Source organism: Pseudomonas sp. MF09150, from assembly GCF_059862355.1.
In genome coordinates this window covers 1,836,649-1,863,207 of sequence record NZ_JCBCUS010000001.1, presented here as the reverse complement: position 1 = coordinate 1,863,207, position 26,559 = coordinate 1,836,649, and the positions used below count along the sequence as shown (strand labels likewise).

Genomic DNA, 26,559 nt, shown 5'->3' with positions numbered 1-26,559 from the left:
GAAATCCTCTTGTGGGGGCCGCTCGATAAGGGCCGGGGTAGGGCTGCCGGGTCAGATCGCGTTGTGGCTCTTGAGCCAGCCGAGACCGGCCTGGGTGGTGGTCAGCGGTTTGTATTCGCAGCCGACCCAGCCCTGATAACCGATGCGCTCCAGGTGTTCGAACAGGAAGCGGTAGTTGATTTCGCCGGTGCCCGGTTCGTTGCGCCCGGGGTTGTCGGCGAGCTGGATATGGTTGATGGCCGGCAGGTGGTTTTCCATGGTTCGGGCCAGGTCACCCTCCATGATTTGCATGTGGTAGATGTCGTATTGCAGGAACAGGTTGGCGCTGCCGACCTGCTCGCGAATGGCCAGGGCCTGGCGCGTGTTGTTCAGGTAGAAGCCCGGGATGTCACGGGTGTTGATGGCTTCCATCACCAGTTTGATGCCCACCGCCTGCAGCTTGTCGGCGGCGTACCTGAGGTTGGCGACCAGGGTTTTTTCCAGGGTGGCGTCATCGATGCCTTGTGGCCGAATACCGGCCAGGCAGTTGATCTGGGTGTTGCCCAGGACCTGGGCGTAGGCGATGGCCAGGTCGACCCCGCCGCGGAACTCCTCGACCCGATCCGGCAGGCAGGCGATGCCCCGCTCACCCTTGGCCCAGTCACCGGCCGGCAGGTTGAACAGCACTTGGGTCAGGCGGTTGGCATCCAGCTGGGCCTTGATTTCGGCGGAGCTGAACTCGTAGGGGAACAGGTATTCGACCCCGCTGAATCCCGCCTCGGCGGCGGCCTTGAAGCGGGCAAGGAAATCCTGTTCGGTGAACAGCATGGACAGGTTGGCGGCAAAACGCGGCATGGTGATCTCCGGTAAAAATGAAGCGTTCCGGCAGTGGCTGCCTGAAGGTGCGCCCGCTTTTGCGGTTGATCGCAGCCTTCGGCAGCCGCTACAGGGCGGGTCAGTCGAGCATGGAAATGGCGGTGGGCGCGTCGTTGCCCACCAGGGCCAGGTCTTCGAACTCGTTGACCGCGTTGATCTCGGTGCCCATGGAAATATTGGTCACGCGTTCGAGAATGATCTCGACGATCACCGGCACCTTGAACTCCTCGATCAACGCCTGGGCCTTGCGCAGGGCCGGCTGGATCTGGCCCGGCTCGAATACGCGCAGGGCCTTGCAACCCAGGCCTTCGGCGACGGCGACGTGGTCGACGCCATAACCGTTGAGCTCCGGTGCATTGAGGTTGTCGAAGGACAGCTGCACGCAGTAGTCCATCTCGAAACCGCGCTGCGCCTGGCGAATCAGCCCCAGGTAGGAGTTATTCACCACCACGTGGATGTAGGGCAGCTTGAACTGTGCGCCCACCGCCAGCTCTTCGATCATGAACTGGAAGTCATAGTCGCCGGACAGCGCCACCACCTTGCGGCTCGGGTCGGCCTTGACCACCCCGAGTGCGGCGGGGATGGTCCAGCCCAGCGGGCCGGCCTGGCCGCAGTTGATCCAGTGCCGTGGCTTGTAGACGTGGAGGAACTGCGCCCCGGCGATCTGCGACAGGCCGATGGTGCTGACGTAGCAGGTGTCCTTGCCGAACACCTGGTTCATCTCTTCGTACACCCGCTGCGGCTTGACCGGCACGTTGTCGAAGTGGGTCTTGCGCTGCAGGCTGGCCTTGCGCTGCTGGCAGTCCTGGAGCCACGCACTGCGGTCCTTGAGTTTGCCGGCGGCGTGCCATTCACGGGCCACTTCGAGGAACACGGTCAGGGCGAAGCCGGCGTCGGAGACAATCCCCAGGTCCGGGTTGAACACCCGGCCGATCTGGGTCGGCTCGATGTCGACATGGATGAACTTGCGACCTTCGGTGTACACCTCAACCGAGCCGGTGTGGCGGTTGGCCCAGCGGTTGCCGATGCCCAGCACCACGTCCGACTTGAGCAGGGTGGCGTTGCCATAGCGGTGCGATGTCTGCAGGCCGACCATGCCCACCATCAGCGGGTGATCGTCAGGAATGGTGCCCCAGCCCATCAGGGTCGGGATCACCGGAATCCCGGTCAGCTCGGCGAATTCCACCAGCAGCTCGCTGGCATCGGCATTGATGATGCCGCCCCCGGCTACCAGCAATGGGCGCTCGGCCTGGTCCAGCAGGGCCAGGGCTTTTTCCACCTGGATCCGGGTTGCGGTGGGCTTGGCCAGGGGCAGGGGCTGGTAAGCATCGATGTCGAATTCGATCTCGGCCATCTGCACGTCGAACGGCAGGTCGATCAGCACCGGGCCTGGGCGGCCGGAGCGCATTTCATAGAAGGCTTTCTGGAAGGCGTAGGGCACCTGGCCCGGCTCCAGCACGGTGGTCGCCCACTTGGTCACCGGCTTGACGATGCTGGTGATGTCGACGGCCTGGAAGTCTTCCTTGTGCATGCGGGCCCGTGGCGCCTGGCCGGTGATGCACAGGATCGGGATCGAGTCGGCCGAGGCGCTGTAGAGGCCGGTGACCATGTCGGTGCCGGCGGGGCCGGAGGTGCCGATGCACACGCCGATGTTGCCGGCCTTGGTGCGGGTGTAGCCCTCGGCCATGTGCGAGGCGCCCTCGACGTGGCGAGCGAGCACGTGATCGATGCCGCCGACCTTCTGCAGGGCGGAGTACAGCGGGTTGATGGCGGCCCCGGGGATGCCAAAAGCGGTGTCGACCCCTTCACGGCGCATCACCAGAACGGCGGCTTCGATTGCTCTCATTTTGCTCATTGTTTTGTGCCTCTTACGTTTTGTAATTGTATACAAGTGGCTTTGCGCAAAGTGTATTCACGGCGGACGGCGCAGGTCAATCCATTTTCTCAAGCGGCTGTGGCTTTCGTCGGAAGCCTTTAAATCAGCGGTTTTTTGTCGCAGGCAGCGCTTTTCGATAATTATTGTATACAAAATAGATTGTCATTGTGTTCTATTTATCCCATTCGGCTTCGTACAACGAATGGCCCGACCGCTTTCCCATAACAAAATAAGGACGGCACCCATGAGCGCTTTAACCTTGAAAGTCGCAGTTAACCTGGCCAGCCAGGCCATCGCAGCGGGGCGCGCGATCAGCGCCGCGCCGCTGACCATCGCGGTGCTGGATGCCGGTGGGCACCTGGTGACGTTGCAACGGGAGGATGGGGCCAGCCTGCTGCGCCCGCAGATCGCCATTGGCAAGGCCTGGGGTGCGGTCGCCCTGGGCAAGGGCTCGCGTCTGCTGGCGCTGGACGCGCAACAGCGCCCGGCTTTTATCGCCGCGCTGAACAGCCTGGGGCAGGGCAGCGTGGTGCCGGCACCGGGCGGAGTGCTGATCCGTGATCGGGAGGGCAGGGTGCTGGGGGCCATCGGTATCAGCGGTGACACGTCGGACATTGACGAGCAGTGCGCCATCAACGCCATCGAAGCCCTGGACCTGACCGCGGACGCCGGCGTAAGCGCCTGACGCCGAACCGGTAGCCGCTGCCGAGCCCGCGAGGCTGCGCTGGCCCGATAGGGCGCCGAGGCGTGTCAGGCAGAAGGATGTTGTTCCGCAGGGTCAGCGCAGCCTGGCGGCAGCGGCTACAGCGGTTGAGGTATCAGCTCGACGCTGGCTGGTCGGGTTCGCAGCCTTTGAGCACCAGGCGGATGATGGTTTGCGCGGCGGCTTCGTAATCGGACTCGTCGAGCTTGGGCTTGCCGGTGACGACCGAGATCTGCCAATCGAAGTCGGCGTAGGTCTGGGTCGCGGCCCAGATGCTGAACATCAGGTGGTTGGGGTCGATGGCGGCGATCTGGCCACGGTCGATCCAGGTCTGGATGCAGTCGATGTTGTGCCGCGCCTGGGCGTTGAGTTGTTCGGTTTGCTCGGCGCTCAGGTGCGGCGCGCCGTGCATGATCTCGCTGGCGAAGACTTTGGAAGCGAACGGCAGGTCGCGGGAGATGCGGATCTTGGAGCGGATATAACCGCTGAGCACTTCGCTGGGCACCCCCTCGGCATTGAACGGGGTCGAGGCCTGGAGAATCGGCTCGATGATGCTTTCCAGCACCTCGCGGTAGAGGTTTTCCTTGGACTTGAAGTAGTAGTAGACGTTGGGTTTGGGCAACCCGGCCTTGGCCGCGATATCGCTGGTTTTGGTCGCGGCGAAGCCCTTGTCGGCAAATTCTTCGCTGGCAGCACGCAGGATCAATTCTTTATTGCGCTCGCGGATGGTGCTCATAAATCCGGTGATTCCTTGCCTGGGGCGGCGGTTGCGCATGGTAGCACCGGCTTTGCGCGGGGCTCAAGAATGCCTCCCGGAGTGCTTCGCCGCGCGGTATGCTGCGCGCCTTGATCACCGAATGGGACTTTGATTCATGGCAGGAAGCAGTTTGTTGGTGCTGATCGACGATATCGCGGCAGTGCTCGACGATGTGGCGTTGATGACCAAAATGGCGGCCAAGAAAACCGCAGGCGTACTCGGCGATGACCTGGCGCTCAATGCCCAGCAGGTCTCCGGGGTGCGTGCCGAGCGTGAAGTGCCAGTGGTCTGGGCCGTGGCCAAGGGGTCGTTCCGCAACAAACTGATCCTGGTTCCGGCGGCGCTGGCCATCAGCGCGTTCGCCCCCTGGCTGGTGACCCCGCTGCTGATGCTCGGTGGCGCCTACCTGTGTTTCGAAGGCTTTGAAAAGCTCGCCCACACCTTCCTTCACAGCAAGGCTGACGATCAGGCCGGGCATGAGCAGTTGCTGGAGGCGGTGGCCAACCCCGAAGTCGACCTGGTGGCCTTCGAGAAGGACAAGATCAAAGGCGCGGTGCGCACCGATTTCATCCTGTCGGCGGAAATCATCGCCATCACCCTGGGCACTGTGGCCGATGCGCCGCTGATGCAGCAGGTGGTGGTGCTCTCGGGTATCGCGATTGTCATGACCGTGGGCGTTTATGGCCTGGTGGCGGGCATCGTCAAGCTCGATGACCTGGGGCTGTGGCTGACTCAGAAGCCGGGGCAGTTGGCGAAGAGTGTGGGTGGGGTGATCCTGCGCGCCGCACCGTACATGATGAAAAGCCTGTCGGTGATCGGCACGGCGGCGATGTTTATGGTCGGCGGCGGCATCCTCACCCACGGCGTACCCGCGGCGCACCACCTTATCGAGGGGCTGACCGGGCAAACCGCAGCCGTGATCGGCGGCTTCTCGGTGATCATGCCGACCCTGCTCAACGCAGTGGCCGGGATTATCGCCGGCGCCGTGGTGCTGGTGGGCGTGACCCTGTTCAGCAAGCTGTGGAAAGCTGTCAGGACCTGAACCCGGGCGCTGTCCCAACCATGAAAAAAGGCCATTCGGAGTTCCCGGATGGCCTTTTTTTGTAGCGCAGGAAGGGGGTTATTCGGCGATCTGCAACTTGCGCGACTCAGTGTAGACGTAGCGCACCTTCTCGTATTCGAACGGCGAGTTCAGCTGGCCGTAGCGGAAGCTGGTCTGGTAGCGCTTGTCGACGCCGCGCAGGACCCAGATCTCCGGATGGTTGCTGCTGACTTCCGAAACGTTGAGGAAGTTGATCGCCGATTCTGCGGTGAAGTCCACTGCCAGGCCGGCGGTGTCACGCAGGTTCGACGGACCGAAGATCGGCAGCACGAAATAGGCGCCGCCCGGAACCCCGTAGAACCCCAGGGTCTGGCCGAAATCTTCGCTCTGGCGCGGCAGGCCCATGGCGGTTGCCGGGTCCCACAGGCCGGCGATACCGATGGTGGTGTTGAGCAACAGGCGCCCGGTGGTCTCCATGGAGCGGTGGCCCTTGAGCTGCAGCAGGCTGTTCAACAGGTTGGGCACATCGCCCAGGTTGTTGAAGAAGTTGCTGACGCCAGTGCGCAGGAAGCTGGGGGTGACGTAGCGGTAGCCGTCGACCACCGGCAGGAACACCCATTGATCGAAGCGGTAGTTGAAGTGGTAGACCCGACGGTTCCATGACTCCAGCGGGTCGTACACGTTCAGTGCGTTGAGGGTTGAGCGCTCGAATTCGCGCTGGTCCAGCCCGGCGTTGAACTTGAGTTTCTTCAACGGCTCGGTGAAGCCGTCCGAGTCAACCACGGTCGGCGCGTTGGCTTTGCTGTTGTCGGCTTGGGCATAGCCTGCACAGAGCAACGCAGCGATTAGCAGGAGATGTTTAGCCACGGAAGAACTCCAGCATGGCGTCGCTGTTGACGCGGTAGTTGAGATTGCCGCAATGGCCGCCATGGGGGTAGACGGTCAGGCGGTCGCCGAAGGTGGTGCGCAGGAAACCCAGGTCGCCAGGGCCGAGGATCACGTCATCGGCGTTATGCATCACGGCGATTTTCGGGCTGTCGTGCAGGTAATCCTTGAGTGCATACAGGCTGACCTGGTCGATCAGTTGCAGCAGGCTGCCGCCGTCGGTGCGCGCGCGCCACATGGGGATCACTTGTTCGGTCAGGTAGCAGTCGAAGTCGCACTGCAGGGCACGCTTGAGGAACGGCGTCAGGCTGGTGCCCTCGCTGATCGGGTATTTGGGCGGGGTGATCAGGCCGCGGCGGTTGATCAGGTCCGAGGTGAAGGCGATATCGGCCGCCGAGAAGCGGAACGAAGTGCCGATCAGCATCGCCATCTGTTCGTTGGTCAGGTGCTGTTTGGACTGCTGGAAGTCGTAGAGCAGCGCATCGTTGAGGTCGATGTAGCCTTTTTGCTGGAAGTAGCGGGTCAGTTTGTTCAGCACCAGTTCATAGAAGGTGGTGCTGTTGTTGATGCCTTTGACTTCGGTCTGCACCAGTTTGTCGAGGTTGCTGATCGAGGTGTACAGGTTGACCGGAGGGTTGAGCAGCAGGACCTTCTTGAAGTTGAAGCTGCGCCGGGTTTCATCCAGTTTGCTGACGAAGGCCGCATCCAGGGCGCCCAGGCTGTAACCGGTGAGGTAGTACTCGGTGATCGGCAGCTTGGGGTTCTGCGCGCGTACGGCCTGCATTACCCGGTACATATCCTCGGCATCTTCCTGGGTGACCCCAGGGGTGGCGAAGCGCGAGGCGGCGCTGATGAAGTCGAAGCTGGTGGGCGACGACAGCTGCACCACGTGATAGCCAGCCTTGTAGTAGAGCTTTTTCAGGTATTCGTTGAGGCTGCTGTCATAGCGCGCGCCGGTGCCGGCGATGAGGAAGATCAGCGGGGCGGCGTGATCCTGCTCGGCGATGCGGTAGGTCAGCTTCTTCACCGCCCAGAAGTTGTCCGGGAGGATGAACTCGCGCTCGGGGCGCAAGGTCAGGCTGCGGTCGGACTGGTTGATATCGTCGTTGGACGGCAGTTCCGGGCGCAGCTCCGGCGGGGTGGTGGCAATGGTCGCTTCGAACGGATTGGTCAAAGGATAGCCATAGCTGGCAGCGTCGATATCGACTGCCAGTGCGGACGCACTCAAGATAAGGCCGCCAAACAGGGCAGCGAAGCGCAAGGAACGGAGCATGACTGAATCCCTTAGAGGAAGGTGCCGGGAGAGGTTCGCAGGCTATGACCACCGGGGTACTGCCGAAGTGCCATGGTTCGGCACAAATATCGGTCAAGACAGGCGGGATCGGGGGTAATAGTAGCCGGACGATACACTTTGCCGCTAATTGCTCACAGTTATATGTGTAACAGGCTTGCTTACCGCTCTCGGGCGATTATGCTGGGCGCCGTTTTCGCTTATCGGAGTGCCTCATGTCCCGTCTTCCCGTGGTTGTGCTGCTTATTGTCCTGCCCCTGTGGCTGGCCGCCAGTTATGGCCTGCGCTACGGCTTTATGGAAGATGCTCGGTGGGTGGGCGTCTGTGTCGATGAGGCGAGCCGCTGGGAGTGCCAGGCACGTTCCACTCTGGGCCTGTGGATTCACTTCAAGGTCATGGGCTGGGCGGCCCTGGTCTCGGCGCTGCTGGCGTTTGTGCTGCCGGGCCGCGGTGGCTGGGGCCTGGCGGTGGTGGCGCTGCTGTGCGGTTTGCCGGCGCTGGCGCTGTACAACACCACCCTGGCGGTGTTTGCCGTGGTGATCGCGGCCTTGCGCCTGGTCAGGGCGCCGCGCCAATCGGCCTGATCAAGCGGGGCTCGATAAAAAAGGGATGACTGTTGTCATCCCTTTTTTTGTGCCCGTGAGGCCTGAATCGGGATCAGGCCTTGCGTGCCCGCAGGCTGCGCCACATGGCGGCCACCAGCAGCAGGCTGACCAGGGCCCAGGTCCAGGCCTGCTGGTTTTGCAGGCCTTCGCGATACAGCTGCGGAGCAATCCCGGCGCCGACGATAAAGGTCAGCAGGGCGATCTCGCGGCGTGGCACCCGTACCGGGCGGCACAGGTAGACCAGGGCCGGCAGCACCAGGGCCGCACTCGGGAAGCTGCGATAGCGCGGGTCGAACACCAGCTCCAGCATCATCACCGCGGCCGCGAAACCGGCGGCGGTGAGCAACCAGCCAGCGCGTTTCTCCAAGGCAGCGAAGGCGCATCCACGCCAGCCGCTGCGGGTACTCAGGGTCAGGGCCGCGTGGGCCAGCACCAGCAGGTTCAGGCCCAGCAGCAGCGCGGCCCAGAACCACTCGCCGGCAAACCGGCTGGTGACCCGCGCCAGCTCGCCCCAGGCCCCGATGGAGCAGGCGGCGAGGGCGCCCAGCAGTGGCAGCACCAGCGCCGCGCGGGTGCTGCGGACACGGCCGCCGAGCAGCAGGGTCACGAGGAAGATCGCCCCGCCCACGCCCAGCCACACTGGCCAGTAAGGCAGGTTGGATACCGAGCCGGCGAGCACGCCCTTGTCCTGGCGGTCGGCATCGAACAGGCCCCAGTAACCGCCGACGGCGCCTTCGCTGGCGCGCTTCCAGGGTTGGTCGAAGGCTTCAATCAGGTTGTAGTGCCAGCCATTGTGCTCGGCCAGGGCGACGAACCCGCGAATGAACTTGGCTTCATTGACCCGGCTCGGCAGGGCGGTTTCACGCTGGCGGCCTTCGCTGGGCCAACCCGTTTCGCCGATCATCACGTCCTTGGGCGCGAAGCGGTTGCCGAATACCTGGCGCACCTCGGCAACGTGGTTCAACGCGGCGTCGATATTGGACGGATCGTCTTCCCAGTACGGCAGCAAGTGGATAGTCAGGAAGTCCACCGCCGGGGCGATTTCCGGGTGCTTGAGCCAGAACTCCCAGACATCGGCATAGGTCACCGGCTGTTTGACGTTGGCCTTGACCTTGTGGATCAGCTTGGCCAGTTGCGGGCCGGTGACTTCCTTGCGCAGCAGGGCTTCGTTGCCGACGATCACCGAACTCACCACATCCGGGTTGGCGTTGGCCGAGGCGATCAGCAGGTCGACTTCTTTTTCGGTGTCCACCGGGTTGCTGTTGACCCAGGCGCCGATCATCAGCTTCAGGCCGTGCTTGCGCGCCAGGTCCGGCAGGGCTTCAAGGCCGGTCATGGAATAGGTGCGGATGCACTCGAAGCGGGTGGCCAGCAGCGCCAGGTCGGCGTCCATGCGCTCCGGGCGCAGTTTGAACGGCTGGTCGAACGGTGACTGGTCTTTATCGAAAGGGGTGTAGGAGGCGCATTGCAGCTTGTGGCTGGCGCTGGCGACGTCGGGCAGCAAAACCGGCTGGCCGAGGCCGTACCAGAAGCCGCAGATCGCAAACAGGCCAAGCAGGCAGGCAAATAAATAAGGCAGGACAGGGAAGCGGGCTATCGCGGGCATGGTCAGGCCGTCTGGGAGCAAAGCCGGGCATCTTACCTGCATTTGCCGCTGGCTTGGGGCGCCGCATGATTTTGACATGCAAAGTTCGGGCGGGATCGGTATCTGCCCTGGAAGCGGCAGGATTGCTGGCTATCTGATGTCGTTGCTGGCTGCCTTGAGGTCGCAGACAGAGCAGGTTGCAGATGGCCGCAGGTTGATGATCGAAACATCAGTACTCCGCTGATGTTCGAACGGGTTTTGTGGTGAGCGTGAAGGGGGCGCCGTGCACCAGAACAATAGGTTGACGCGGCTCGGCATCCGTCGGGCGCAGCACTTTCGGGGAAGTAACGATGAAGATGCGACGACTCTTAGGCGCAGGTGCCGCTCTGGTACTTGCGATCAGCTCCACCCTGGCCAGCGCCGACAGCAAAACCCTGAGCATCGGCTATGTCGACGGTTGGTCGGACAGCGTGGCGACTACCCATGTGGCGGCTGAAGTGATCAAGCAGAAGCTCGGTTATGACGTCAAATTGCAAGCCGTCGCGACCGGGATCATGTGGCAGGGCGTCGCCACCGGCAAACTCGATGCCATGCTGTCGGCCTGGCTGCCAGTGACCCATGGCGAATACTGGGCGAAGAACAAGGACAAGGTGGTCGACTACGGCCCCAACTTCAAGGACGCGAAAATCGGCCTGATCGTGCCGGAGTATGTGAAAGCCAAGTCCATCGCCGACCTCAAGGACGACACCAGCTTCAAGAACAAGATTGTCGGCATCGACGCCGGATCGGGTGTGATGCTCAAGACCGACCAGGCGATCAAGGATTACGGCCTCGATTACAAACTGCAGGCGAGTTCGGGGGCGGCGATGATTGCCGAGCTGACCCGTGCCGAAGAGAAAAACGAATCGATTGCCGTCACCGGCTGGGTGCCGCACTGGATGTTCGCCAAGTGGAAACTGCGCTTCCTCGACGACCCGAAAGGCGTGTATGGCGCGGCTGAAACCGTCAACAGCATCGGCAGCAAGGGCCTGGAGAAGAAGGCGCCGGAAGTCGTGGCCTTCCTGAAAAAGTTCCAATGGGCCTCGAAAGACGAAATCGGCGAAGTCATGTTGGCCATTCAGGACGGTGCCAAGCCTGATGTAGCAGCGAAAGAGTGGGTGGCCAAACACCCGGAGCGCGTCGCGGAGTGGACTGCTAAATAATCGACGAAGCGTCTAGATTAGGCTTCTCAAGGCTGCCCGGTGTTCGCACCGGGCGGCCTTTGTTTTTTCTTGGGGATAAATTGGCGTCATGACTAATGTCGTTCTAATACTAAGGTCGTCTGGAACCTGCTCCATAGCCGCATAGAGTGGAATGCGTTCCAACTAAAATCTGTGCTGCGAGGATAAAAACAATGAACGACAGCATTTACCTCTCGATTCAAAACAGCCCGCGTTTCAAGGAGCTGGTCAGCAAGAGAGAGCGGTTCGCCTGGATTCTTTCGGCGATCATGCTTGGGCTTTACTCGGGCTTCATTCTATTGATCGCCTATGGACCTCAGATCCTTGGCGCCAAACTCAGTCCAACGTCATCCATCACCTGGGGCATTCCCATCGGTGTCGGGCTGATTCTTTCGGCCTTTGTGCTGACGGCTATCTACGTACGACGCGCCAATGGCGAATTCGACGACCTGAACAATGCGATTCTCAAGGAGGCTCAGCAATGATCCGGCGTCTATTGGCATTACTGGGCGTCGCGGCCTTTGCTCCAAGTGTCTGGGCGGCTGAAGCCCTGACTGGCGAAGTGCATAAACAACCACTCAACGTTTCCGCGATCATCATGTTTGTGGTGTTTGTCGGTGCAACCTTGTGCATCACCTACTGGGCCTCCAAGCGCAACAAGTCGGCGGCCGACTACTATGCGGCAGGCGGCAAGATCACCGGTTTCCAGAACGGCCTGGCCATCGCCGGCGACTACATGTCGGCGGCGTCCTTCCTGGGTATTTCCGCGCTGGTGTTCACCTCCGGTTATGACGGCCTGATCTACTCGATCGGCTTCCTGGTGGGCTGGCCGATCATTCTGTTCCTGATCGCCGAGCGCCTGCGCAACCTGGGCAAATACACCTTTGCCGACGTGGCGTCCTACCGCCTCGGGCAAACCCAGATCCGCTCCCTGTCGGCCTGTGGCTCGCTGGTGGTGGTGGCGTTCTACCTGATCGCGCAGATGGTAGGTGCCGGCAAGCTGATCCAGCTGCTGTTCGGCCTCGACTACCACGTGGCGGTGATCCTGGTGGGGATCCTGATGTGCCTGTACGTGCTGTTCGGCGGCATGCTGGCGACCACCTGGGTACAGATCATCAAGGCCGTGCTGCTGCTGTCCGGTGCCTCGTTCATGGCATTGATGGTGATGAAACACGTCAATTTCGACTTCAACGCGCTGTTTGCCGAGGCGATCAAGGTTCACCCCAAAGGTGAAGCGATCATGAGCCCGGGCGGCCTGGTGAAGGATCCGATCTCGGCCTTCTCCCTCGGTCTGGCATTGATGTTCGGTACCGCTGGCCTGCCACACATCCTGATGCGCTTCTTCACCGTGAGTGACGCGAAAGAAGCTCGCAAAAGCGTGCTGTATGCCACTGGTTTCATCGGTTACTTCTACATCCTGACCTTTATCATCGGCTTCGGCGCGATCCTGCTGGTCAGCACCAACCCGGCCTTCAAGGACGCTGCTGGCGCGCTGTTGGGCGGCAACAACATGGCGGCGGTGCACCTGGCCAATGCCGTAGGCGGCAGCGTGTTCCTGGGCTTCATCTCGGCGGTGGCCTTCGCCACCATTCTGGCGGTGGTTGCCGGCTTGACCCTGGCAGGCGCTTCGGCGGTGTCTCACGACCTGTATGCCAGCGTGATCAAGAAGGGCAAGGCCAACGAGAAGGATGAAATCCGCGTCTCGAAGATCACCACCATCGCGCTGGGCGTCCTGGCGATCGGCCTGGGCATCCTGTTCGAAAGCCAGAACATCGCGTTCATGGTCGGCCTGGCGTTCTCCATTGCCGCCAGCTGCAACTTCCCGGTACTGCTGCTCTCGATGTACTGGAAAAAGCTCACCACCCGTGGCGCCATGATCGGCGGCTGGCTGGGGCTGGTCAGTGCGGTTGGCCTGATGATCCTGGGCCCAACCATCTGGGTGCAGATCCTGCATCACGAGAAGGCGATCTTCCCGTACGAGTACCCGGCATTGTTCTCGATGATCATTGCCTTCGTCGGGATCTGGTTCTTCTCCATCACTGACAAGTCGGCTGCTGCGGAAAATGAGCGGGCGCTGTTCTTCCCGCAATTCGTCCGCTCGCAAACCGGTCTTGGCGCCAGTGGGGCGGTGTCGCACTAAGGTAGCAAGAGGTATCGGCTTCTATATATAAGCGGCGTTACCCGAAAAATGCCCCGGTCGAGAGACTGGGGTATTTTTTTGCCTGGGGGGAGGGCTGGGGTGAGGCGGAGATCGAGCGCAGCCTGAGGCGGTGGTTACAGAGGGTGGGGCGCTGTCGGTATGCTGTAGCCGTTGCCACAGCCTGCGCGGGTTGTAAGGTTGTCGACCTTTATCTCGGACACAAAAACGGCCTCTTAAAGAGGCCGTAATCGCTGCTGCTAAGACGTTATCGCAAGGCAGATCTTATTTGCGGTCTTCCAGCTTGGTGATATCACGCGACTCGTAACCGGTGTACAGCTGGCGCGGGCGGCCGATCTTGTACGGGCTGGAGAGCATTTCTTTCCAGTGGGAGATCCAGCCAACAGTCCGCGCCAGGGCGAAGATCACGGTGAACATGCTGGTTGGAATGCCGATCGCCTTGAGGATGATCCCCGAGTAGAAGTCGACGTTCGGGTACAGCGAGCGTTCGATGAAATACGGGTCGGTCAGGGCGATCTCTTCCAGGCGCATGGCCAGTTCGAGTTGCGGATCGTTGTTGATCCCCAGTTCCTTGAGCACTTCGTCGCAGGTCTGCTTCATCACGGTGGCGCGCGGGTCGCGGTTCTTGTAAACCCGGTGACCGAAGCCCATCAGCTTGAACGGATCGTTCTTGTCCTTGGCCTTGGCGATGAATTTGTCGATGTTCGAGACATCGCCGATTTCATCGAGCATGGTCAGCACGGCTTCGTTGGCGCCGCCGTGGGCAGGGCCCCAGAGCGCGGCGATACCGGCAGCGATACAGGCGAACGGGTTGGCGCCCGAGGAGCCGGCCAAGCGCACGGTGGACGTCGAGGCATTCTGTTCGTGGTCGGCGTGGAGGATGAAGATCCGGTCCATTGCCTTGGCCAGTACCGGGCTGATCGGTTTGATCTCGCACGGGGTGTTGAACATCATGTGCAGGAAGTTTTCCGCGTACGTCAGGTCGTTGCGCGGGTACATCATGGGCTGGCCCATGGAGTACTTGTAAACCATCGCTGCCAGGGTCGGCATCTTGGCGACCAGGCGGATCGCGGAGATTTCGCGATGCTGCGGGTTATTGATGTCCAGGGAGTCGTGGTAGAACGCCGAGAGGGCGCCGACTACGCCGCACATGACGGCCATCGGGTGAGCATCGCGACGGAAGCCGTTGAAGAAGGTCTTCAACTGCTCGTGGACCATGGTGTGGTTTTTCACGGTGCTGACGAACTGGGCCTTCTGTTCCGCTGTTGGCAGTTCGCCATTAAGCAGCAGGTAGCAGGTTTCCAGATAGTCCGACTTTTCAGCCAACTGCTCGATCGGATAGCCACGGTGCAACAGGATGCCGTTGTCGCCGTCGATGTAGGTGATTTTCGACTCGCAGGAAGCGGTCGACATGAAGCCAGGGTCAAAGGTGAAGCGGCCCGTGGCCGTCAGGCCCCGAACATCAATAACATCGGGACCAACGGTGCCGGTTAAAATGGGCAGCTCGACGGGGGCTGCGCCCTCGATGATCAACTGCGCTTTTTTGTCAGCCATGTGGCCTCCTATTTATGCTTGAAATCATCAGACAGACCCCCCACGCAGGGCCCGCACCACTATAGTGAGATAAATCTGAATGTCAATTTGCCTAAAGTCTTGCCCCAGAAGGCTTTAACCGTACTTTTTCCTCGAAATTCCCTGCCATTTACGCCTTTTATACTCGTAACGCAATGCGCTATTAGGGGAAGGCGTTTGCGTTGTCATTAGTAGCCTAACTGTCTATACTCGGCCACCGACCGCCATGGGCTTTTGGGCCTGTTTTGATGGGGGTCGCACTCCCTGGGTGGTGGTTACCTGACCAGTGCACTCCCCAACAACTTTGCCCTGATTGTTAGGGGCTCTTCAGTGTGAAAAAAAGCCGTGAATAGCCAACGACCTGTAAACCTAGACCTAAGGACCATCAAACTCCCCATTACTGGCGTTACGTCATTTCTCCACCGTGTTTCCGGCATCATCCTCTTCCTGGGCCTTGGCATCATGCTTTATGCATTGGGCAAATCCCTGGGCTCCGAGGAAGGTTTCGCCGAGGTGAAGGCATGCTTGACCAGCCCGCTGGCCAAATTCGTTGCGTGGGGCCTGCTGTCCGCCTTGCTGTATCACTTGGTGGCCGGTGTACGCCATCTGATCATGGACATGGGCATCGGTGAGACGCTGGAAGGCGGCAAGCTGGGCTCGAAAATCGTTATCGCCGTATCCGTGGTGATCATCGTTCTGGCGGGAGTTTGGATATGGTAACTAACGTCACGAACCTGTCGCGTTCGGGCCTCTATGACTGGATGGCGCAACGCGTTTCTGCAGTCGTTCTCGCGGCTTATTTCATTTTCCTGATTGGATACCTCGTTGCGAACCCGGGCATGGGCTACGCCCAGTGGCACGCGCTGTTCGCAAACAACGGGATGCGCATCTTCAGTCTGTTGGCTCTGGTTGCTCTGGGCGCTCACGCCTGGGTCGGCATGTGGACCATTTCGACCGACTACCTGACGCCGATGGCGCTGGGCAAGTCCGCGACTGCAGTACGTTTCCTTTTCCAGGCAGTATGCGGCGTTGCAATGTTCGCTTACTTCGTCTGGGGTGTGCAGATTCTCTGGGGTATCTGATTCATGTCTAACATTCCAACTATTTCCTTCGACGCCATCATCATTGGTGGCGGCGGCGCCGGCATGCGTGCCGCACTGCAGCTGGCCCAAGGCGGCCACAAGACTGCAGTGATCACCAAGGTGTTCCCGACCCGTTCGCACACTGTGTCTGCCCAGGGCGGCATCACGTGCGCCATCGCTTCGGCCGACCCGAACGATGACTGGCGCTGGCACATGTACGATACCGTCAAGGGTTCCGACTACATCGGTGACCAGGACGCTATCGAATACATGTGTCAGGAAGGCCCGGCTGCGGTCTTCGAACTGGACCACATGGGTCTGCCTTTCTCGCGTACCGAGCAAGGTCGTATCTACCAGCGTCCATTCGGCGGCCAGTCCAAGGATTACGGTAAAGGTGGCCAGGCTGCCCGTACCTGCGCCGCGTCCGACCGTACCGGTCACGCGCTGCTGCACACCCTTTATCAGGGCAACCTGAAAGCCGGCACCACGTTCCTGAACGAGTACTACGCGGTTGATCTGGTCAAGAACGCACAAGGCGAATTCGTCGGTGTGATCGCCATCTGCATCGAAACCGGTGAAACCACCTACATCCGCGCCAAGGCTACGGTTCTGGCGACCGGCGGTGCAGGTCGTATCTACGCATCGACCACCAATGCCCTGATCAACACCGGTGACGGCGTCGGCATGGCACTGCGTGCAGGCGTTCCGGTACAAGACATCGAAATGTGGCAGTTCCACCCGACCGGCATCGCCGGCGCCGGTGTACTGGTTACCGAAGGTTGCCGTGGTGAAGGTGGTTACCTGATCAACAAGCACGGCGAGCGTTTCATGGAGCGTTATGCTCCGAACGCCAAAGACCTTGCCGGCCGTGACGTTGTTGCCCGTTCGATGGTTAAAGAGATCATTGCCGGTAACGGCTGTGGCCCTAACGGCGACCACGTACTGCTGAAGCTCGATCACCTGGGTGAAGAAGTGCTGCACAGCCGCCTGCCAGGTATCTGCGAGCTGTCCAAGACCTTCGCTCACGTTGACCCGGTGGTTGCTCCGGTTCCGGTTGTTCCAACTTGCCACTATATGATGGGCGGCGTGCCGACCAACATTCATGGCCAGGCGATCACCCAGAATGCCGAAGGCCAGGACGAGATCATTCATGGTCTGTTCGCGGTAGGCGAAGTGGCTTGCGTATCCGTACACGGTGCCAACCGTCTGGGCGGCAACTCGCTGCTCGACCTGGTGGTGTTCGGCCGTGCGGCTGGCCTGCACCTGGAAAAAGCCCTGACCGACGGCATCGAGTACGATGACGCGACCGACGCCAACATCGAGGCCGCCCTGGCGCGTCTGAACGCTCTGAACGAGCGCACTGATGGCGAAGATGTGGCTACCCTGCGTCGCGAGCTGCAAAGCTGCATGCAGAACTACTTCGGTGTGTTCCGTACTGGCGAATACATGCAGAAAGGTATCGCCCAGCTGGCCGACCTGCGCACGCGTATCGCCAACGTCAAGATCAACGATAAGAGCCAGGCGTTCAACACCGCTCGTATCGAAGCCCTTGAGCTGCAAAACCTGTTGGAAGTGGCTGAAGCGACTGCGATCGCCGCCGAGGTTCGTAAAGAATCCCGTGGTGCTCACGCTCGTGAAGACTTTGAAGATCGCGACGACGAAAACTGGTTGTGCCACACCCTGTACTTCCCGGGTGACAAGCGCGTAACCAAGCGTGCCGTGAACTTCTCGCCGAAGACGGTTCCGACGTTTGAACCGAAGATTCGGACTTACTAAGGGTGGCTGCCATGTTGAAAGTCAGTGTTTATCGCTACAACCCTGATCAGGACGCTGCGCCGTTCATGCAGGAATTTTCGGTCGATACCGGTGGTAAAGACCTGATGGTGCTGGATGTGCTGGCCCTGATCAAAGAGCAGGACGAAGGTTTCTCCTATCGTCGCTCTTGCCGTGAAGGTGTTTGCGGTTCGGATGGCATGAACATCAACGGCAAAAACGGTCTGGCGTGCGTTACGCCGCTGTCCGCTGTCGTAAAAGGTAACAAGCTGGTCATTCGTCCGCTGCCAGGTTTGCCGGTTATCCGTGACCTGGTCGTCGATATGAGCATCTTCTACAAGCAATACGAGAAGGTTAAGCCATTCCTGCAGAACGATACGCCGGCTCCGGCCATCGAACGTCTGCAGTCCCCGGAAGAACGCGAAAAGCTCGATGGTCTGTACGAGTGCATCCTGTGCGCTTGCTGCTCGACTTCCTGCCCGTCCTTCTGGTGGAACCCGGACAAGTTCCTGGGTCCAGCTGCTCTGCTGCAAGCCTACCGCTTCCTGGCAGACAGCCGCGATACCAAGACTTCCGAGCGACTGGCTTCGCTGGATGACCCATTCAGCGTATTCCGCTGCCGTGGGATCATGAACTGCGTCAACGTTTGTCCGAAGGGCCTGAACCCGACTAAGGCCATCGGTCACATTCGTAACATGCTGCTGCAAAGCGGCGTTTGATTCAGCTGCTGTACCCGTAGACCGCTGTACCGTAGATGCTGCGGCGCAGGCTTCAACCGGCGCCGTAGTTTTAACCTGAGTAGCAGCTCACAAAGCTGCCGCTCTATATTTTGAAGAAATGAGACAAGCAGGGGCATCCGGGCTGGTACCCGGACTATCAGCGTGATCCTAAGTGGCTTGTTTTGGTCGCTGCACTCGGACTTCTGCAAGTTTGCTCGGTGTCTTCGCCGGTGGTGTTCCCCTAACCGAGGGTGACCAAGCATGCAAGAAAGCGTGATGCAGCGCATGTGGAACAGCGCCTACCTATCCGGTAGTAACGCTGCCTATGTGGAAGAGCTCTACGAGCTCTACCTGCACGACCCTAACGCTGTGCCAGAAGAGTGGCGCACTTACTTTCAGAAGTTGCCTACCGAAGGCAGCACTGCCATCGATGTTTCGCACTCGACAATCCGCGATCATTTCGTCTTGCTGGCAAAGAACCAGCGCCGCGCTCAACCGGTATCCGCCGGTAGCGTGAGCAGTGAGCACGAGAAGAAGCAAGTTGAAGTGCTGCGATTGATCCAGGCCTACCGTATGCGGGGCCACCAAGCAGCCCAGCTTGACCCGCTGGGGCTGTGGCAGCGTCCTGCACCTGCAGACCTGTCGATCAATCATTACGGCTTGACCAATGCCGATCTTGATACGACCTTCCGTGCCGGCGACCTGTTCATCGGCAAAGAGGAAGCGAGCCTACGCGAAATTCACGAAGCGTTGCAGCAGACATATTGCCGCACCATCGGCGCTGAATTTACCCATATCGTCGATACCGAGCAGCGCCACTGGTTCCAGCAGCGTCTGGAAAGCGTGCGTGGTCGCCCAACGTACTCCGCCGATATCAAGGGCCACCTGCTTGAGCGCGTAACTGCAGCTGAAGGCCTGGAAAAATACCTGGGTACCAAATACCCGGGTACCAAGCGTTTCGGCCTGGAAGGCGGCGAGAGCCTGATTCCGTTGCTCGACGAGCTGATCCAGCGTTCCGGTTCCTACGGCACCAAGGAAATCGTCATCGGCATGGCCCACCGTGGTCGCCTGAACGTGTTGGTCAACACCTTCGGCAAGAACCCGCGTGAGCTGTTCGACGAGTTCGAAGGCAAGAAGAAGGTCGAGCTGGGGTCCGGTGACGTCAAATACCACCAGGGCTTCTCGTCCAACGTCATGACTGCCGGCGGTGAAGTTCACCTGGCCATGGCTTTCAACCCGTCCCACCTGGAAATCGTTTCCCCGGTGGTCGAAGGTTCGGTACGTGCTCGTCAGGATCGTCGTAACGACGCCAATGGCGACAAGGTCCTGCCGATTTCCATCCACGGTGACGCTGCATTCGCAGGTCAGGGCGTGGTCATGGAAACCTTCCAGATGTCGCAGACCCGCGGCTTCAAGACTGGCGGCACGATCCACCTGGTGATCAACAACCAGGTTGGCTTCACCATCAGCAACCCGCTGGACTCGCGTTCCACCGAGTACGCTACCGACGTTGCGAAAATGATCCAGGCGCCGATCCTCCATGTGAATGGTGATGATCCGGAAGCCGTATTGTTCGTGACCCAGTTGGCCATCGATTACCGCATGCAGTACAAGCGCGATGTCGTGATCGACCTGGTCTGCTACCGTCGCCGCGGTCACAACGAAGCGGATGAGCCGAGCGGCACCCAGCCGCTGATGTACCAGCAAATCGCCAAGCAGCGCACTACCCGTGAGCTGTACGCCGAACGCCTGACTCAGGCCGGTGTGGTGGATGATGCCCGTGTTCAGGCGAAGATCGATGAATACCGCAACGCGCTGGACAACGGCCTGCATGTTGTAAAAAGCCTGGTCAAAGAGCCGAACAAGGAACTGTTCGTCGACTGGCGTCCATACCTGGGCCACGCCTGGACTGCGCGCCACGACACCACGTTCGATCTCAAGACCCTGCAAGAGCTGTCTGCCAAGCTGCTGGAAATTCCGGAAGGCTTCGTGGTTCAGCGTCAGGTTGCGAAGATCTACGAAGACCGTCAGAAAATGCAAGCCGGCGGCCTGCCGATCAACTGGGGTTATGCCGAAACCATGGCGTACGCGACCCTGGCGTTCGAAGGTCACCCGATTCGCATGACCGGCCAGGACATCGGCCGCGGTACGTTCTCGCACCGCCATGCGGTCTTGCACAACCAGAAAGACGCGGGCACCTACATCCCGTTGCAGCATCTGTACGAAGGCCAGCCACGTTTCGACCTGTACGATTCGTTCCTGTCCGAAGAAGCTGTATTGGCGTTCGAGTATGGTTACTCGACCACCACGCCAAATGCCCTGGTTATCTGGGAAGCTCAGTTCGGCGATTTCGCCAACGGTGCCCAGGTGGTTATCGACCAGTTCATCACCAGTGGCGAGCACAAGTGGGGCCGTCTCTGCGGTCTGACCATGCTGCTGCCGCACGGTTATGAAGGGCAGGGGCCGGAGCACTCCTCGGCTCGTCTGGAGCGTTACCTGCAGCTGTGCGCCGAGCACAACATTCAGGTGTGCGTACCGACCACCCCGGCTCAGATCTACCACCTGCTGCGTCGCCAGGTCATTCGCCCACTGCGCAAGCCGTTGGTAGTCCTGACTCCGAAGTCGCTGTTGCGTCATAAATTGGCCATCTCGACCCTGGAAGATCTGGCGGAAGGTTCGTTCCAGACCGTTATTCCGGAAATTGATGCCCAGGACCCGAAAAAGGTCGGTCGCATCGTACTGGCGAGCGGCAAGGTCTATTACGACCTGCTGGAAAAACGCCGTGCCGAAGGTCGTGACGACATTGCTATCGTGCGTCTTGAGCAGCTGTACCCATTCCCTGAGGACGACTTGATTGAAGTCCTGGCTCCTTATTCCAACCTCAAACACATCGTTTGGTGTCAGGAAGAGCCGATGAACCAGGGTGCCTGGTACTGCAGCCAGCATCACATGCGTCGCATCATCAGCGGTCACAACAAGTCGCTCGTACTCGAGTACGCGGGCCGTGACGCTTCTGCTGCACCTGCTTGTGGTTATGCATCGATGCACGCTGAGCAGCAGGCAAAACTGCTGCAAGATGCCTTTACTGTTTAACGCCTTCGCGCTGACTGAAACCGAATTTTAAGGAACCACAGATAATGGCTATCGAGATCAAAGCCCCCACTTTCCCGGAATCGGTTGCCGATGGCACCGTTGCCACCTGGCACAAACAACCGGGCGATGCTGTCAAGCGTGACGACCTGATCGTCGATATCGAAACTGACAAAGTCGTACTGGAAGTGTTGGCCACTGCTGACGGCGTGCTGGGCGCTATCGTCAAGAACGAAGGCGACACCGTTCTGTCCGACGAAGTCCTGGGCTCCATCGTGGAAGGTGGCGCTGCCGCCGCCGCTCCGGCCGCTGCTGCTGCACCTGCTGCCGCACAGGCCGCTGCTCCAGCCGCTGCTGGCGAAGACGATCCTGTTGCTGCTCCAGCCGCGCGTAAGCTGGCTGAAGAAAACGGTATCAACATCACCTCCGTTGCCGGCACTGGCAAAGGCGGTCGTGTGACCAAGGAAGACGTGGTAGCTGCTGTTGCCGCCAAGAAAGCCGCTCCGGCTGCCGCGCCTGCCAAGGCTGCTGCTCCTGCTGCCGCTGCCCCGGTATTCGCTGCCGGTGATCGTGTCGAGAAGCGCGTACCGATGACCCGTCTGCGGGCCAAGGTTGCCGAGCGTCTGGTTGAAGCTCAATCGAACATGGCGATGCTGACCACTTTCAACGAAGTCGACATGACTGAAGTCATGGCCCTGCGTTCGAAGTACAAGGACCTGTTCGAGAAGTCCCACAACGGCGTACGCCTGGGCTTCATGTCGTTCTTCGTGAAAGCGGCTACTGAAGCGCTGAAGCGTTTCCCGGCAGTCAACGCCTCGATCGATGGCGCGGACATCGTTTACCACGGCTACGCCGACGTCGGTGTTGCCGTGTCCAGCGACCGTGGCCTGGTAGTGCCGGTTCTGCGTAACGCCGAACTGATGAGCCTGGCTGAAATCGAAGGCGGCATCGCCACCTTCGGCAAGAAAGCCCGCGACGGCAAGCTGTCGATGGAAGAGATGACTGGCGGTACCTTCACTATCACCAACGGTGGTACTTTCGGTTCCATGATGTCGACCCCGATCGTCAACCCGCCGCAAGCGGCCATCCTGGGCATGCACAACATTCTGCAGCGTCCTATGGCGATCAACGGTCAGGTCGTTATCCGTCCGATGATGTACCTGGCACTGTCCTACGATCACCGCCTGATCGATGGTAAAGAAGCTGTGACTTTCCTGGTTACCATCAAAAACCTGCTGGAAGACCCGGCTCGTCTGCTGCTGGATATCTAAAAAGCAGCGGCAAGCTGCAAGTGGCAAGCCTCAAGCTCAAGAGCTGCTGGGCTTCGAACTTGCAGCTTGCGGCTTGTAGCTTGTTGCTAAAAGGGAACCTTTTATGACACAGAAATTTGACGTTGTAGTTATTGGTGCGGGCCCTGGTGGCTACGTAGCCGCGATCAAGGCTGCACAATTGGGCCTCAGCACTGCCTGCATCGAGAAATACACCGACAAAGAAGGCAAGCTGGCCCTCGGCGGTACTTGCTTGAACGTAGGTTGCATTCCTTCCAAGGCGCTGCTGGACAGCTCCTGGAAATTCCACGAAGCCCAAGACGGTTTCGCGATCCACGGTATCAATCACGCTGGCGTGACCATGGACGTATCGGCGATGGTCGGCCGCAAGGCCAACATCGTCAAAGGCCTGACTTCCGGCGTTGCCACCCTGTTCAAAGCCAACGGCGTGACCTCTATCCAGGGTCACGGCAAGTTGCTGGCTGGCAAGAAAGTCGAAGTGACCAAGCCTGACGGTTCGGTTGAAGTGATCGAAGCCGAAAACGTGATCCTGGCTCCAGGTTCGCGTCCAATCGACATTCCACCGGCTCCAGTCGATCAGAACGTGATCGTCGACTCCACCGGCGCTCTGGAATTCCAAGCTGTACCAAAACGTCTGGGCGTGATCGGCGCTGGCGTCATCGGCCTGGAACTGGGTTCGGTATGGTCGCGCCTGGGTGCCCAGGTGACCGTTCTGGAAGCCCTGGATACCTTCCTGATGGCTGCAGACGCTGCCGTTTCCAAGGAAGCGCTGAAAACCCTGACCAAACAAGGTCTGGACATCAAGCTGGGTGCTCGCGTTACCGGTTCCAAGGTCAATGGCGAAGAAGTCGTAGTGACTTACACCGACGCCAATGGCGAGCAGACCATTACTTTCGACAAGCTGATCGTAGCCGTTGGTCGCCGTCCGGTGACCACCGATCTGCTGGCTGCTGATTGCGGCGTGACCCTCGACGAGCGCGGTTTCGTGCACGTTGATGATCACTGCGCCACTACCGTACCGGGCGTTTACGCCATCGGTGACGTGGTTCGCGGCATGATGCTGGCTCACAAGGCCTCGGAAGAGGGCATCATGGTTGTCGAGCGCATCAAGGGTCACAAGGCTCAGATGAACTATGACCTGATCCCTTCGGTTATTTATACTCACCCGGAAATCGCGTGGGTCGGTAAAACCGAGCAGGCCTTGAAAGCTGAAGGCGTTGAAGTTAACGTCGGCACCTTCCCGTTTGCAGCCAGTGGCCGTGCCATGGCCGCCAACGACACCGGCGGTTTCGTCAAAGTGATCGCCGATGCCAAGACTGATCGCGTATTGGGCGTCCATGTGATTGGCCCAAGCGCTGCGGAACTGGTTCAGCAAGGTGCAATCGGCATGGAATTCGGCACCAGTGCCGAAGACCTGGGCATGATGGTTTTCTCCCATCCGACCCTGTCCGAAGCCCTGCACGAAGCAGCATTGGCAGTGAATGGCGGCGCCATCCACATCGCCAACCGCAAAAAGCGTTAAGACAATAAGAAACCACGGCGGATTGCCCGTCGTGAGCCTTGCGAGCAAGACTCACCGCGGAACATCCGCTGGACTCGACCTCATGGGATCGCTTCAGCGCTGTACCAGAGCCACGGCTCCGGGTTCAGGGCTGGAGATGTCCGGTGAGTAGCGGTCACAGGTGGCGCGGCACTTATCAACAGTGCAGCGCCGAATGCGCAGTACCTAACGAAGACGGTAAAAAGCATGAATCTTCACGAGTATCAGGGTAAGCAGCTGTTCGCTGAGTACGGCCTGCCAGTATCCAAAGGTTACGCGGTAGACACCCCCGAAGCAGCAGCAGAAGCTTGCGACAAGATCGGCGGCACCGAGTGGGTTGTCAAAGCCCAGGTTCACGCAGGCGGTCGCGGTAAAGCGGGCGGCGTTAAGCTGGTTCGCAGCAAAGAAGACGCTAAAGCATTCGCTCAACAGTGGTTGGGCAAGCGTCTGGTGACTTACCAGACTGACGCCAATGGTCAGCCTGTCACCAAGATCCTGGTTGAATCGTGCACTGATATCGCTAAAGAGCTGTACCTGGGCGCTGTCGTTGACCGTTCGAGCCGTCGCATCGTGTTCATGGCTTCCACCGAAGGTGGCGTGGACATCGAGAAAATCGCTCACGATACCCCTGAGAAAATCCTCAAGGCCACTATCGATCCACTGGTTGGCGCTCAGCCATTCCAGGGTCGCGAGCTGGCATTCCAGCTGGGCCTGGAAGGCAAGCAAGTCACTCAGTTCGCCAAGATTTTCGTAGGCCTGGCCAAGCTGTTCCAGGACCACGATCTGGCTCTGCTGGAAGTGAACCCGCTGGTGATCAAGGCTGACGGTGATCTGCATTGCCTCGATGCCAAGATCAACATCGACGCCAACGCCATGTACCGTCAGCCTAAGCTGAAGACTTTCCACGATCCGTCGCAAGACGATCCGCGCGAAGCGCACGCTGCCAAGTTCGAACTGAACTACGTAGCCCTGGAAGGTAACATCGGTTGCATGGTCAACGGTGCTGGCCTGGCCATGGGTACCATGGACATCGTCAACCTGCATGGCGGCAAACCAGCCAACTTCCTCGACGTAGGTGGTGGCGCTACCAAGGAACGCGTTACCGAAGCGTTCAAGATCATCCTGTCCGACACCAACGTCGCTGCAGTATTGGTCAACATCTTCGGCGGCATCGTTCGTTGCGACATGATTGCCGAAGGCATCATCGGTGCAGTGAAAGAAGTCGGCGTGAAAATCCCGGTTGTTGTTCGCCTTGAAGGTAACAACGCTGAACTGGGCGCTAAAGTACTGGCAGAAAGCGGCTTGAACATTATCGCTGCTACCAGCCTGACCGACGCTGCTCAACAAGTTGTCAAAGCTGCGGAGGGCAAATAATGAGCGTCCTGATCAATAAAGACACCAAAGTTATCTGCCAGGGTATTACCGGTTCGCAAGGTAGTTTCCATACCCAGCAAGCTCTGGAATACGGCACCAAGATGGTGGGTGGTGTAACGCCTGGTAAAGGCGGCACCGAGCACCTGGGTCTGCCAGTGTTCAACACCGTGAAAGACGCTGTAGCTGCCACTGGCGCCACCGCCAGCGTGATCTACGTTCCAGCTCCTTTCTGCAAGGACTCCATCCTGGAAGCAGCATTCGGCGGCATCAAGCTGATCGTTTGCATCACTGAAGGCATTCCTACCCTGGATATGCTGGATGCCAAGGTCAAGTGCGACGAACTGGGCGTAGTCCTGATCGGTCCTAACTGCCCAGGCGTGATCACTCCGGGCGAATGCAAGATCGGCATCATGCCAGGTCACATCCACTTGCCAGGCAAGGTCGGTATCGTTTCCCGTTCCGGCACCCTGACCTACGAAGCTGTGAAGCAGACCACTGACGCCGGTTTCGGTCAGTCGACTTGCGTCGGCATCGGCGGTGACCCGATCCCAGGTTCGAACTTCATCGACATCCTGAAGCTGTTCCAGGAAGACCCGAAGACCGAAGCGATCGTCATGATCGGCGAGATCGGCGGTTCGGCTGAAGAAGAAGCCGCTGCCTACATCAAGGCCAACGTGACCAAGCCGGTTGTTTCCTACATCGCTGGTGTGACTGCCCCTGCGGGCAAGCGCATGGGCCATGCTGGCGCAATCATCTCCGGCGGCAAGGGCACTGCAGACGAGAAGTTTGCTGCCCTGGAAGACGCAGGCGTGAAAACCGTGCGTTCGCTGGCAGACATCGGCAAGGCTCTGTCCGAGCTGACCGGTTGGGCTATCAAGTAAGCCTCGCGCTTAGCTGAAACCCCTAACGACAAAAGCCACCTTCGGGTGGCTTTTGTTGTTTTAGGGGCCGCTACAAGCGGCAAGTTTGTAGCTTCAAGCTTGAAGCCCAAGGCCGTTGTTTGCCGCTTATGGCTGCTTTTCTTTCAAAAACGCGACACGCAAATGTCGCTTATCAGATAGTTCGCCCTCTAACGGTGCGCTTGTCTTGTGAAATCTGTAATCTAGCCGCCTCTTTTTGCGTCTGCGTCCCATAAGGATGCTG

The 26,559-nt window shown here is 59.6% G+C and carries 22 protein-coding genes; 15 read left to right on the top strand and 7 right to left on the bottom strand.

The window, feature by feature from the left end; all coding sequences use genetic code 11:
* Positions 1–51: 51 nt before the first annotated feature.
* Both hyi and gcl read right to left on the bottom strand, forming a co-directional pair.
* On the bottom strand, positions 52–834 hold the full coding sequence (gene hyi / locus AC19YX_RS08385) for a hydroxypyruvate isomerase (protein WP_078471017.1): 783 nt from the start codon (positions 832–834) through the stop codon (positions 52–54).
* Between the two features lie 100 nt (positions 835–934).
* Positions 935–2,710, bottom strand: a complete 1,776-nt coding sequence (gene gcl / locus AC19YX_RS08380) for a glyoxylate carboligase (protein ID WP_078471018.1) — start codon at positions 2,708–2,710, stop codon at positions 935–937.
* Between the two features lie 265 nt (positions 2,711–2,975).
* On the opposite strand from gcl, the gene AC19YX_RS08375 reads away from it, so the two are divergent.
* On the top strand, positions 2,976–3,416 hold the full coding sequence (locus AC19YX_RS08375) for a GlcG/HbpS family heme-binding protein (RefSeq protein ID WP_078471019.1): 441 nt from the start codon (positions 2,976–2,978) through the stop codon (positions 3,414–3,416).
* Positions 3,417–3,549: 133 nt separating this feature from the next.
* Here AC19YX_RS08375 and AC19YX_RS08370 read toward each other — a convergent pair whose 3' ends face one another.
* Complete coding sequence (locus tag AC19YX_RS08370; RefSeq protein ID WP_201130064.1) at positions 3,550–4,170, bottom strand: TetR/AcrR family transcriptional regulator; 621 nt, start codon at positions 4,168–4,170, stop codon at positions 3,550–3,552.
* Positions 4,171–4,306: 136 nt separating this feature from the next.
* Between AC19YX_RS08370 and AC19YX_RS08365 the strand changes: the two genes are divergently transcribed.
* A complete protein-coding gene (locus AC19YX_RS08365; RefSeq protein ID WP_078471021.1) occupies positions 4,307–5,233 on the top strand; it encodes a DUF808 domain-containing protein in 927 nt (308 codons plus the stop codon).
* Positions 5,234–5,311: 78 nt separating this feature from the next.
* On the opposite strand, the gene AC19YX_RS08360 is transcribed toward AC19YX_RS08365, so the two are convergent.
* On the bottom strand, positions 5,312–6,100 hold the full coding sequence (locus AC19YX_RS08360; RefSeq protein WP_201130069.1) for an MlaA family lipoprotein: 789 nt from the start codon (positions 6,098–6,100) through the stop codon (positions 5,312–5,314).
* Positions 6,093–7,391, bottom strand: coding sequence for a lipoprotein (locus tag AC19YX_RS08355; RefSeq protein WP_020299236.1), 1,299 nt, complete (start codon positions 7,389–7,391; stop codon positions 6,093–6,095). Before AC19YX_RS08355 ends, AC19YX_RS08360 begins: the two co-directional genes overlap by 8 nt.
* Before the next feature lie 233 nt (positions 7,392–7,624).
* Between AC19YX_RS08355 and AC19YX_RS08350 the strand changes: the two genes are divergently transcribed.
* Entirely contained in the window at positions 7,625–7,993 is a 369-nt protein-coding gene (locus AC19YX_RS08350; RefSeq protein ID WP_078471023.1) for a hypothetical protein, read from the top strand.
* Between the two features lie 73 nt (positions 7,994–8,066).
* On the opposite strand, the gene AC19YX_RS08345 is transcribed toward AC19YX_RS08350, so the two are convergent.
* On the bottom strand, positions 8,067–9,662 hold the full coding sequence (locus AC19YX_RS08345; RefSeq protein ID WP_178102952.1) for a glycoside hydrolase family 17 protein: 1,596 nt from the start codon (positions 9,660–9,662) through the stop codon (positions 8,067–8,069).
* Positions 9,663–9,949: 287 nt separating this feature from the next.
* Between AC19YX_RS08345 and AC19YX_RS08340 the strand changes: the two genes are divergently transcribed.
* The 3 genes from AC19YX_RS08340 (at position 9,950) to AC19YX_RS08330 (ending at position 12,959) form a co-directional block, all read left to right on the top strand.
* A complete protein-coding gene (locus tag AC19YX_RS08340; protein ID WP_078471026.1) occupies positions 9,950–10,801 on the top strand; it encodes a glycine betaine ABC transporter substrate-binding protein in 852 nt (283 codons plus the stop codon).
* A 191-nt stretch (positions 10,802–10,992) separates the two neighbouring features.
* A complete protein-coding gene (locus AC19YX_RS08335; RefSeq protein ID WP_020299232.1) occupies positions 10,993–11,304 on the top strand; it encodes a DUF485 domain-containing protein in 312 nt (103 codons plus the stop codon).
* Entirely contained in the window at positions 11,301–12,959 is a 1,659-nt protein-coding gene (locus AC19YX_RS08330) for a cation acetate symporter (protein ID WP_078471027.1), read from the top strand. The genes AC19YX_RS08335 and AC19YX_RS08330 overlap by 4 nt, the downstream gene beginning before the upstream one ends.
* A 282-nt stretch (positions 12,960–13,241) precedes the next feature.
* Here AC19YX_RS08330 and gltA read toward each other — a convergent pair whose 3' ends face one another.
* Positions 13,242–14,531 (bottom strand): citrate synthase, encoded by a 1,290-nt coding sequence (gene gltA, locus AC19YX_RS08325; protein WP_003222994.1) that lies wholly within the window; start codon positions 14,529–14,531, stop codon positions 13,242–13,244.
* A gap of 363 nt (positions 14,532–14,894) precedes the next feature.
* Here gltA and sdhC point away from each other — a divergent pair, with 363 nt between their 5' ends.
* The 9 genes from sdhC (at position 14,895) to sucD (ending at position 26,297) form a co-directional block, all read left to right on the top strand.
* Complete coding sequence (gene sdhC / locus AC19YX_RS08320) at positions 14,895–15,269, top strand: succinate dehydrogenase, cytochrome b556 subunit (protein WP_020299230.1); 375 nt, start codon at positions 14,895–14,897, stop codon at positions 15,267–15,269.
* Positions 15,263–15,631, top strand: a complete 369-nt coding sequence (sdhD, locus tag AC19YX_RS08315) for a succinate dehydrogenase, hydrophobic membrane anchor protein (RefSeq protein ID WP_020299229.1) — start codon at positions 15,263–15,265, stop codon at positions 15,629–15,631. Before sdhC ends, sdhD begins: the two co-directional genes overlap by 7 nt.
* Before the next feature lie 3 nt (positions 15,632–15,634).
* Positions 15,635–17,407: a succinate dehydrogenase flavoprotein subunit gene (gene sdhA / locus AC19YX_RS08310; protein ID WP_078471028.1), complete on the top strand. Its 1,773-nt coding sequence runs from the start codon at positions 15,635–15,637 to the stop codon at positions 17,405–17,407.
* An 11-nt stretch (positions 17,408–17,418) separates the two neighbouring features.
* Positions 17,419–18,123: a succinate dehydrogenase iron-sulfur subunit gene (locus AC19YX_RS08305; protein ID WP_020299227.1), complete on the top strand. Its 705-nt coding sequence runs from the start codon at positions 17,419–17,421 to the stop codon at positions 18,121–18,123.
* A gap of 261 nt (positions 18,124–18,384) precedes the next feature.
* Complete coding sequence (locus AC19YX_RS08300; RefSeq protein WP_078471029.1) at positions 18,385–21,216, top strand: 2-oxoglutarate dehydrogenase E1 component; 2,832 nt, start codon at positions 18,385–18,387, stop codon at positions 21,214–21,216.
* Positions 21,217–21,260: 44 nt separating this feature from the next.
* On the top strand, positions 21,261–22,484 hold the full coding sequence (gene odhB, locus AC19YX_RS08295; RefSeq protein WP_201130072.1) for a 2-oxoglutarate dehydrogenase complex dihydrolipoyllysine-residue succinyltransferase: 1,224 nt from the start codon (positions 21,261–21,263) through the stop codon (positions 22,482–22,484).
* Positions 22,485–22,587: 103 nt separating this feature from the next.
* Positions 22,588–24,024, top strand: a complete 1,437-nt coding sequence (gene lpdA, locus AC19YX_RS08290) for a dihydrolipoyl dehydrogenase (RefSeq protein ID WP_078471031.1) — start codon at positions 22,588–22,590, stop codon at positions 24,022–24,024.
* 225 nt (positions 24,025–24,249) lie between these two features.
* Positions 24,250–25,416, top strand: coding sequence for an ADP-forming succinate--CoA ligase subunit beta (gene sucC, locus AC19YX_RS08285; RefSeq protein ID WP_020299223.1), 1,167 nt, complete (start codon positions 24,250–24,252; stop codon positions 25,414–25,416).
* The gene (gene sucD, locus AC19YX_RS08280; RefSeq protein ID WP_020299222.1) at positions 25,416–26,297 is read left to right on the top strand and encodes a succinate--CoA ligase subunit alpha; all 882 of its coding nucleotides are present in this window, start codon (positions 25,416–25,418) and stop codon (positions 26,295–26,297) included. Before sucC ends, sucD begins: the two co-directional genes overlap by 1 nt.
* Positions 26,298–26,559 lie beyond the last annotated feature (262 nt).

Bases quoted from the DNA above. Each gene is read 5' to 3' on its own strand.
- AC19YX_RS08330 (WP_078471027.1), top strand. From the start codon at position 11,301: ATGATCCGGCGTCTATTGGCATTACTGGGCGTCGCGGCCTTTGCTCCA.
- lpdA (WP_078471031.1), top strand. From the start codon at position 22,588: ATGACACAGAAATTTGACGTTGTAGTTATTGGTGCGGGCCCTGGTGGC.
- AC19YX_RS08375 (WP_078471019.1), top strand. From the start codon at position 2,976: ATGAGCGCTTTAACCTTGAAAGTCGCAGTTAACCTGGCCAGCCAGGCC.
- AC19YX_RS08355 (WP_020299236.1), bottom strand. From the start codon at position 7,391: ATGCTCCGTTCCTTGCGCTTCGCTGCCCTGTTTGGCGGCCTTATCTTG.
- AC19YX_RS08350 (WP_078471023.1), top strand. From the start codon at position 7,625: ATGTCCCGTCTTCCCGTGGTTGTGCTGCTTATTGTCCTGCCCCTGTGG.
- sdhD (WP_020299229.1), top strand. From the start codon at position 15,263: ATGGTAACTAACGTCACGAACCTGTCGCGTTCGGGCCTCTATGACTGG.
- hyi (WP_078471017.1), bottom strand. From the start codon at position 834: ATGCCGCGTTTTGCCGCCAACCTGTCCATGCTGTTCACCGAACAGGAT.
- AC19YX_RS08365 (WP_078471021.1), top strand. From the start codon at position 4,307: ATGGCAGGAAGCAGTTTGTTGGTGCTGATCGACGATATCGCGGCAGTG.
- AC19YX_RS08345 (WP_178102952.1), bottom strand. From the start codon at position 9,662: ATGCAGGTAAGATGCCCGGCTTTGCTCCCAGACGGCCTGACCATGCCC.
- sdhA (WP_078471028.1), top strand. From the start codon at position 15,635: ATGTCTAACATTCCAACTATTTCCTTCGACGCCATCATCATTGGTGGC.
- sucC (WP_020299223.1), top strand. From the start codon at position 24,250: ATGAATCTTCACGAGTATCAGGGTAAGCAGCTGTTCGCTGAGTACGGC.
- AC19YX_RS08300 (WP_078471029.1), top strand. From the start codon at position 18,385: ATGCAAGAAAGCGTGATGCAGCGCATGTGGAACAGCGCCTACCTATCC.
- AC19YX_RS08370 (WP_201130064.1), bottom strand. From the start codon at position 4,170: ATGAGCACCATCCGCGAGCGCAATAAAGAATTGATCCTGCGTGCTGCC.
- gltA (WP_003222994.1), bottom strand. From the start codon at position 14,531: ATGGCTGACAAAAAAGCGCAGTTGATCATCGAGGGCGCAGCCCCCGTC.
- AC19YX_RS08335 (WP_020299232.1), top strand. From the start codon at position 10,993: ATGAACGACAGCATTTACCTCTCGATTCAAAACAGCCCGCGTTTCAAG.
- sucD (WP_020299222.1), top strand. From the start codon at position 25,416: ATGAGCGTCCTGATCAATAAAGACACCAAAGTTATCTGCCAGGGTATT.
- AC19YX_RS08340 (WP_078471026.1), top strand. From the start codon at position 9,950: ATGAAGATGCGACGACTCTTAGGCGCAGGTGCCGCTCTGGTACTTGCG.
- odhB (WP_201130072.1), top strand. From the start codon at position 21,261: ATGGCTATCGAGATCAAAGCCCCCACTTTCCCGGAATCGGTTGCCGAT.
- AC19YX_RS08305 (WP_020299227.1), top strand. From the start codon at position 17,419: ATGTTGAAAGTCAGTGTTTATCGCTACAACCCTGATCAGGACGCTGCG.
- gcl (WP_078471018.1), bottom strand. From the start codon at position 2,710: ATGAGCAAAATGAGAGCAATCGAAGCCGCCGTTCTGGTGATGCGCCGT.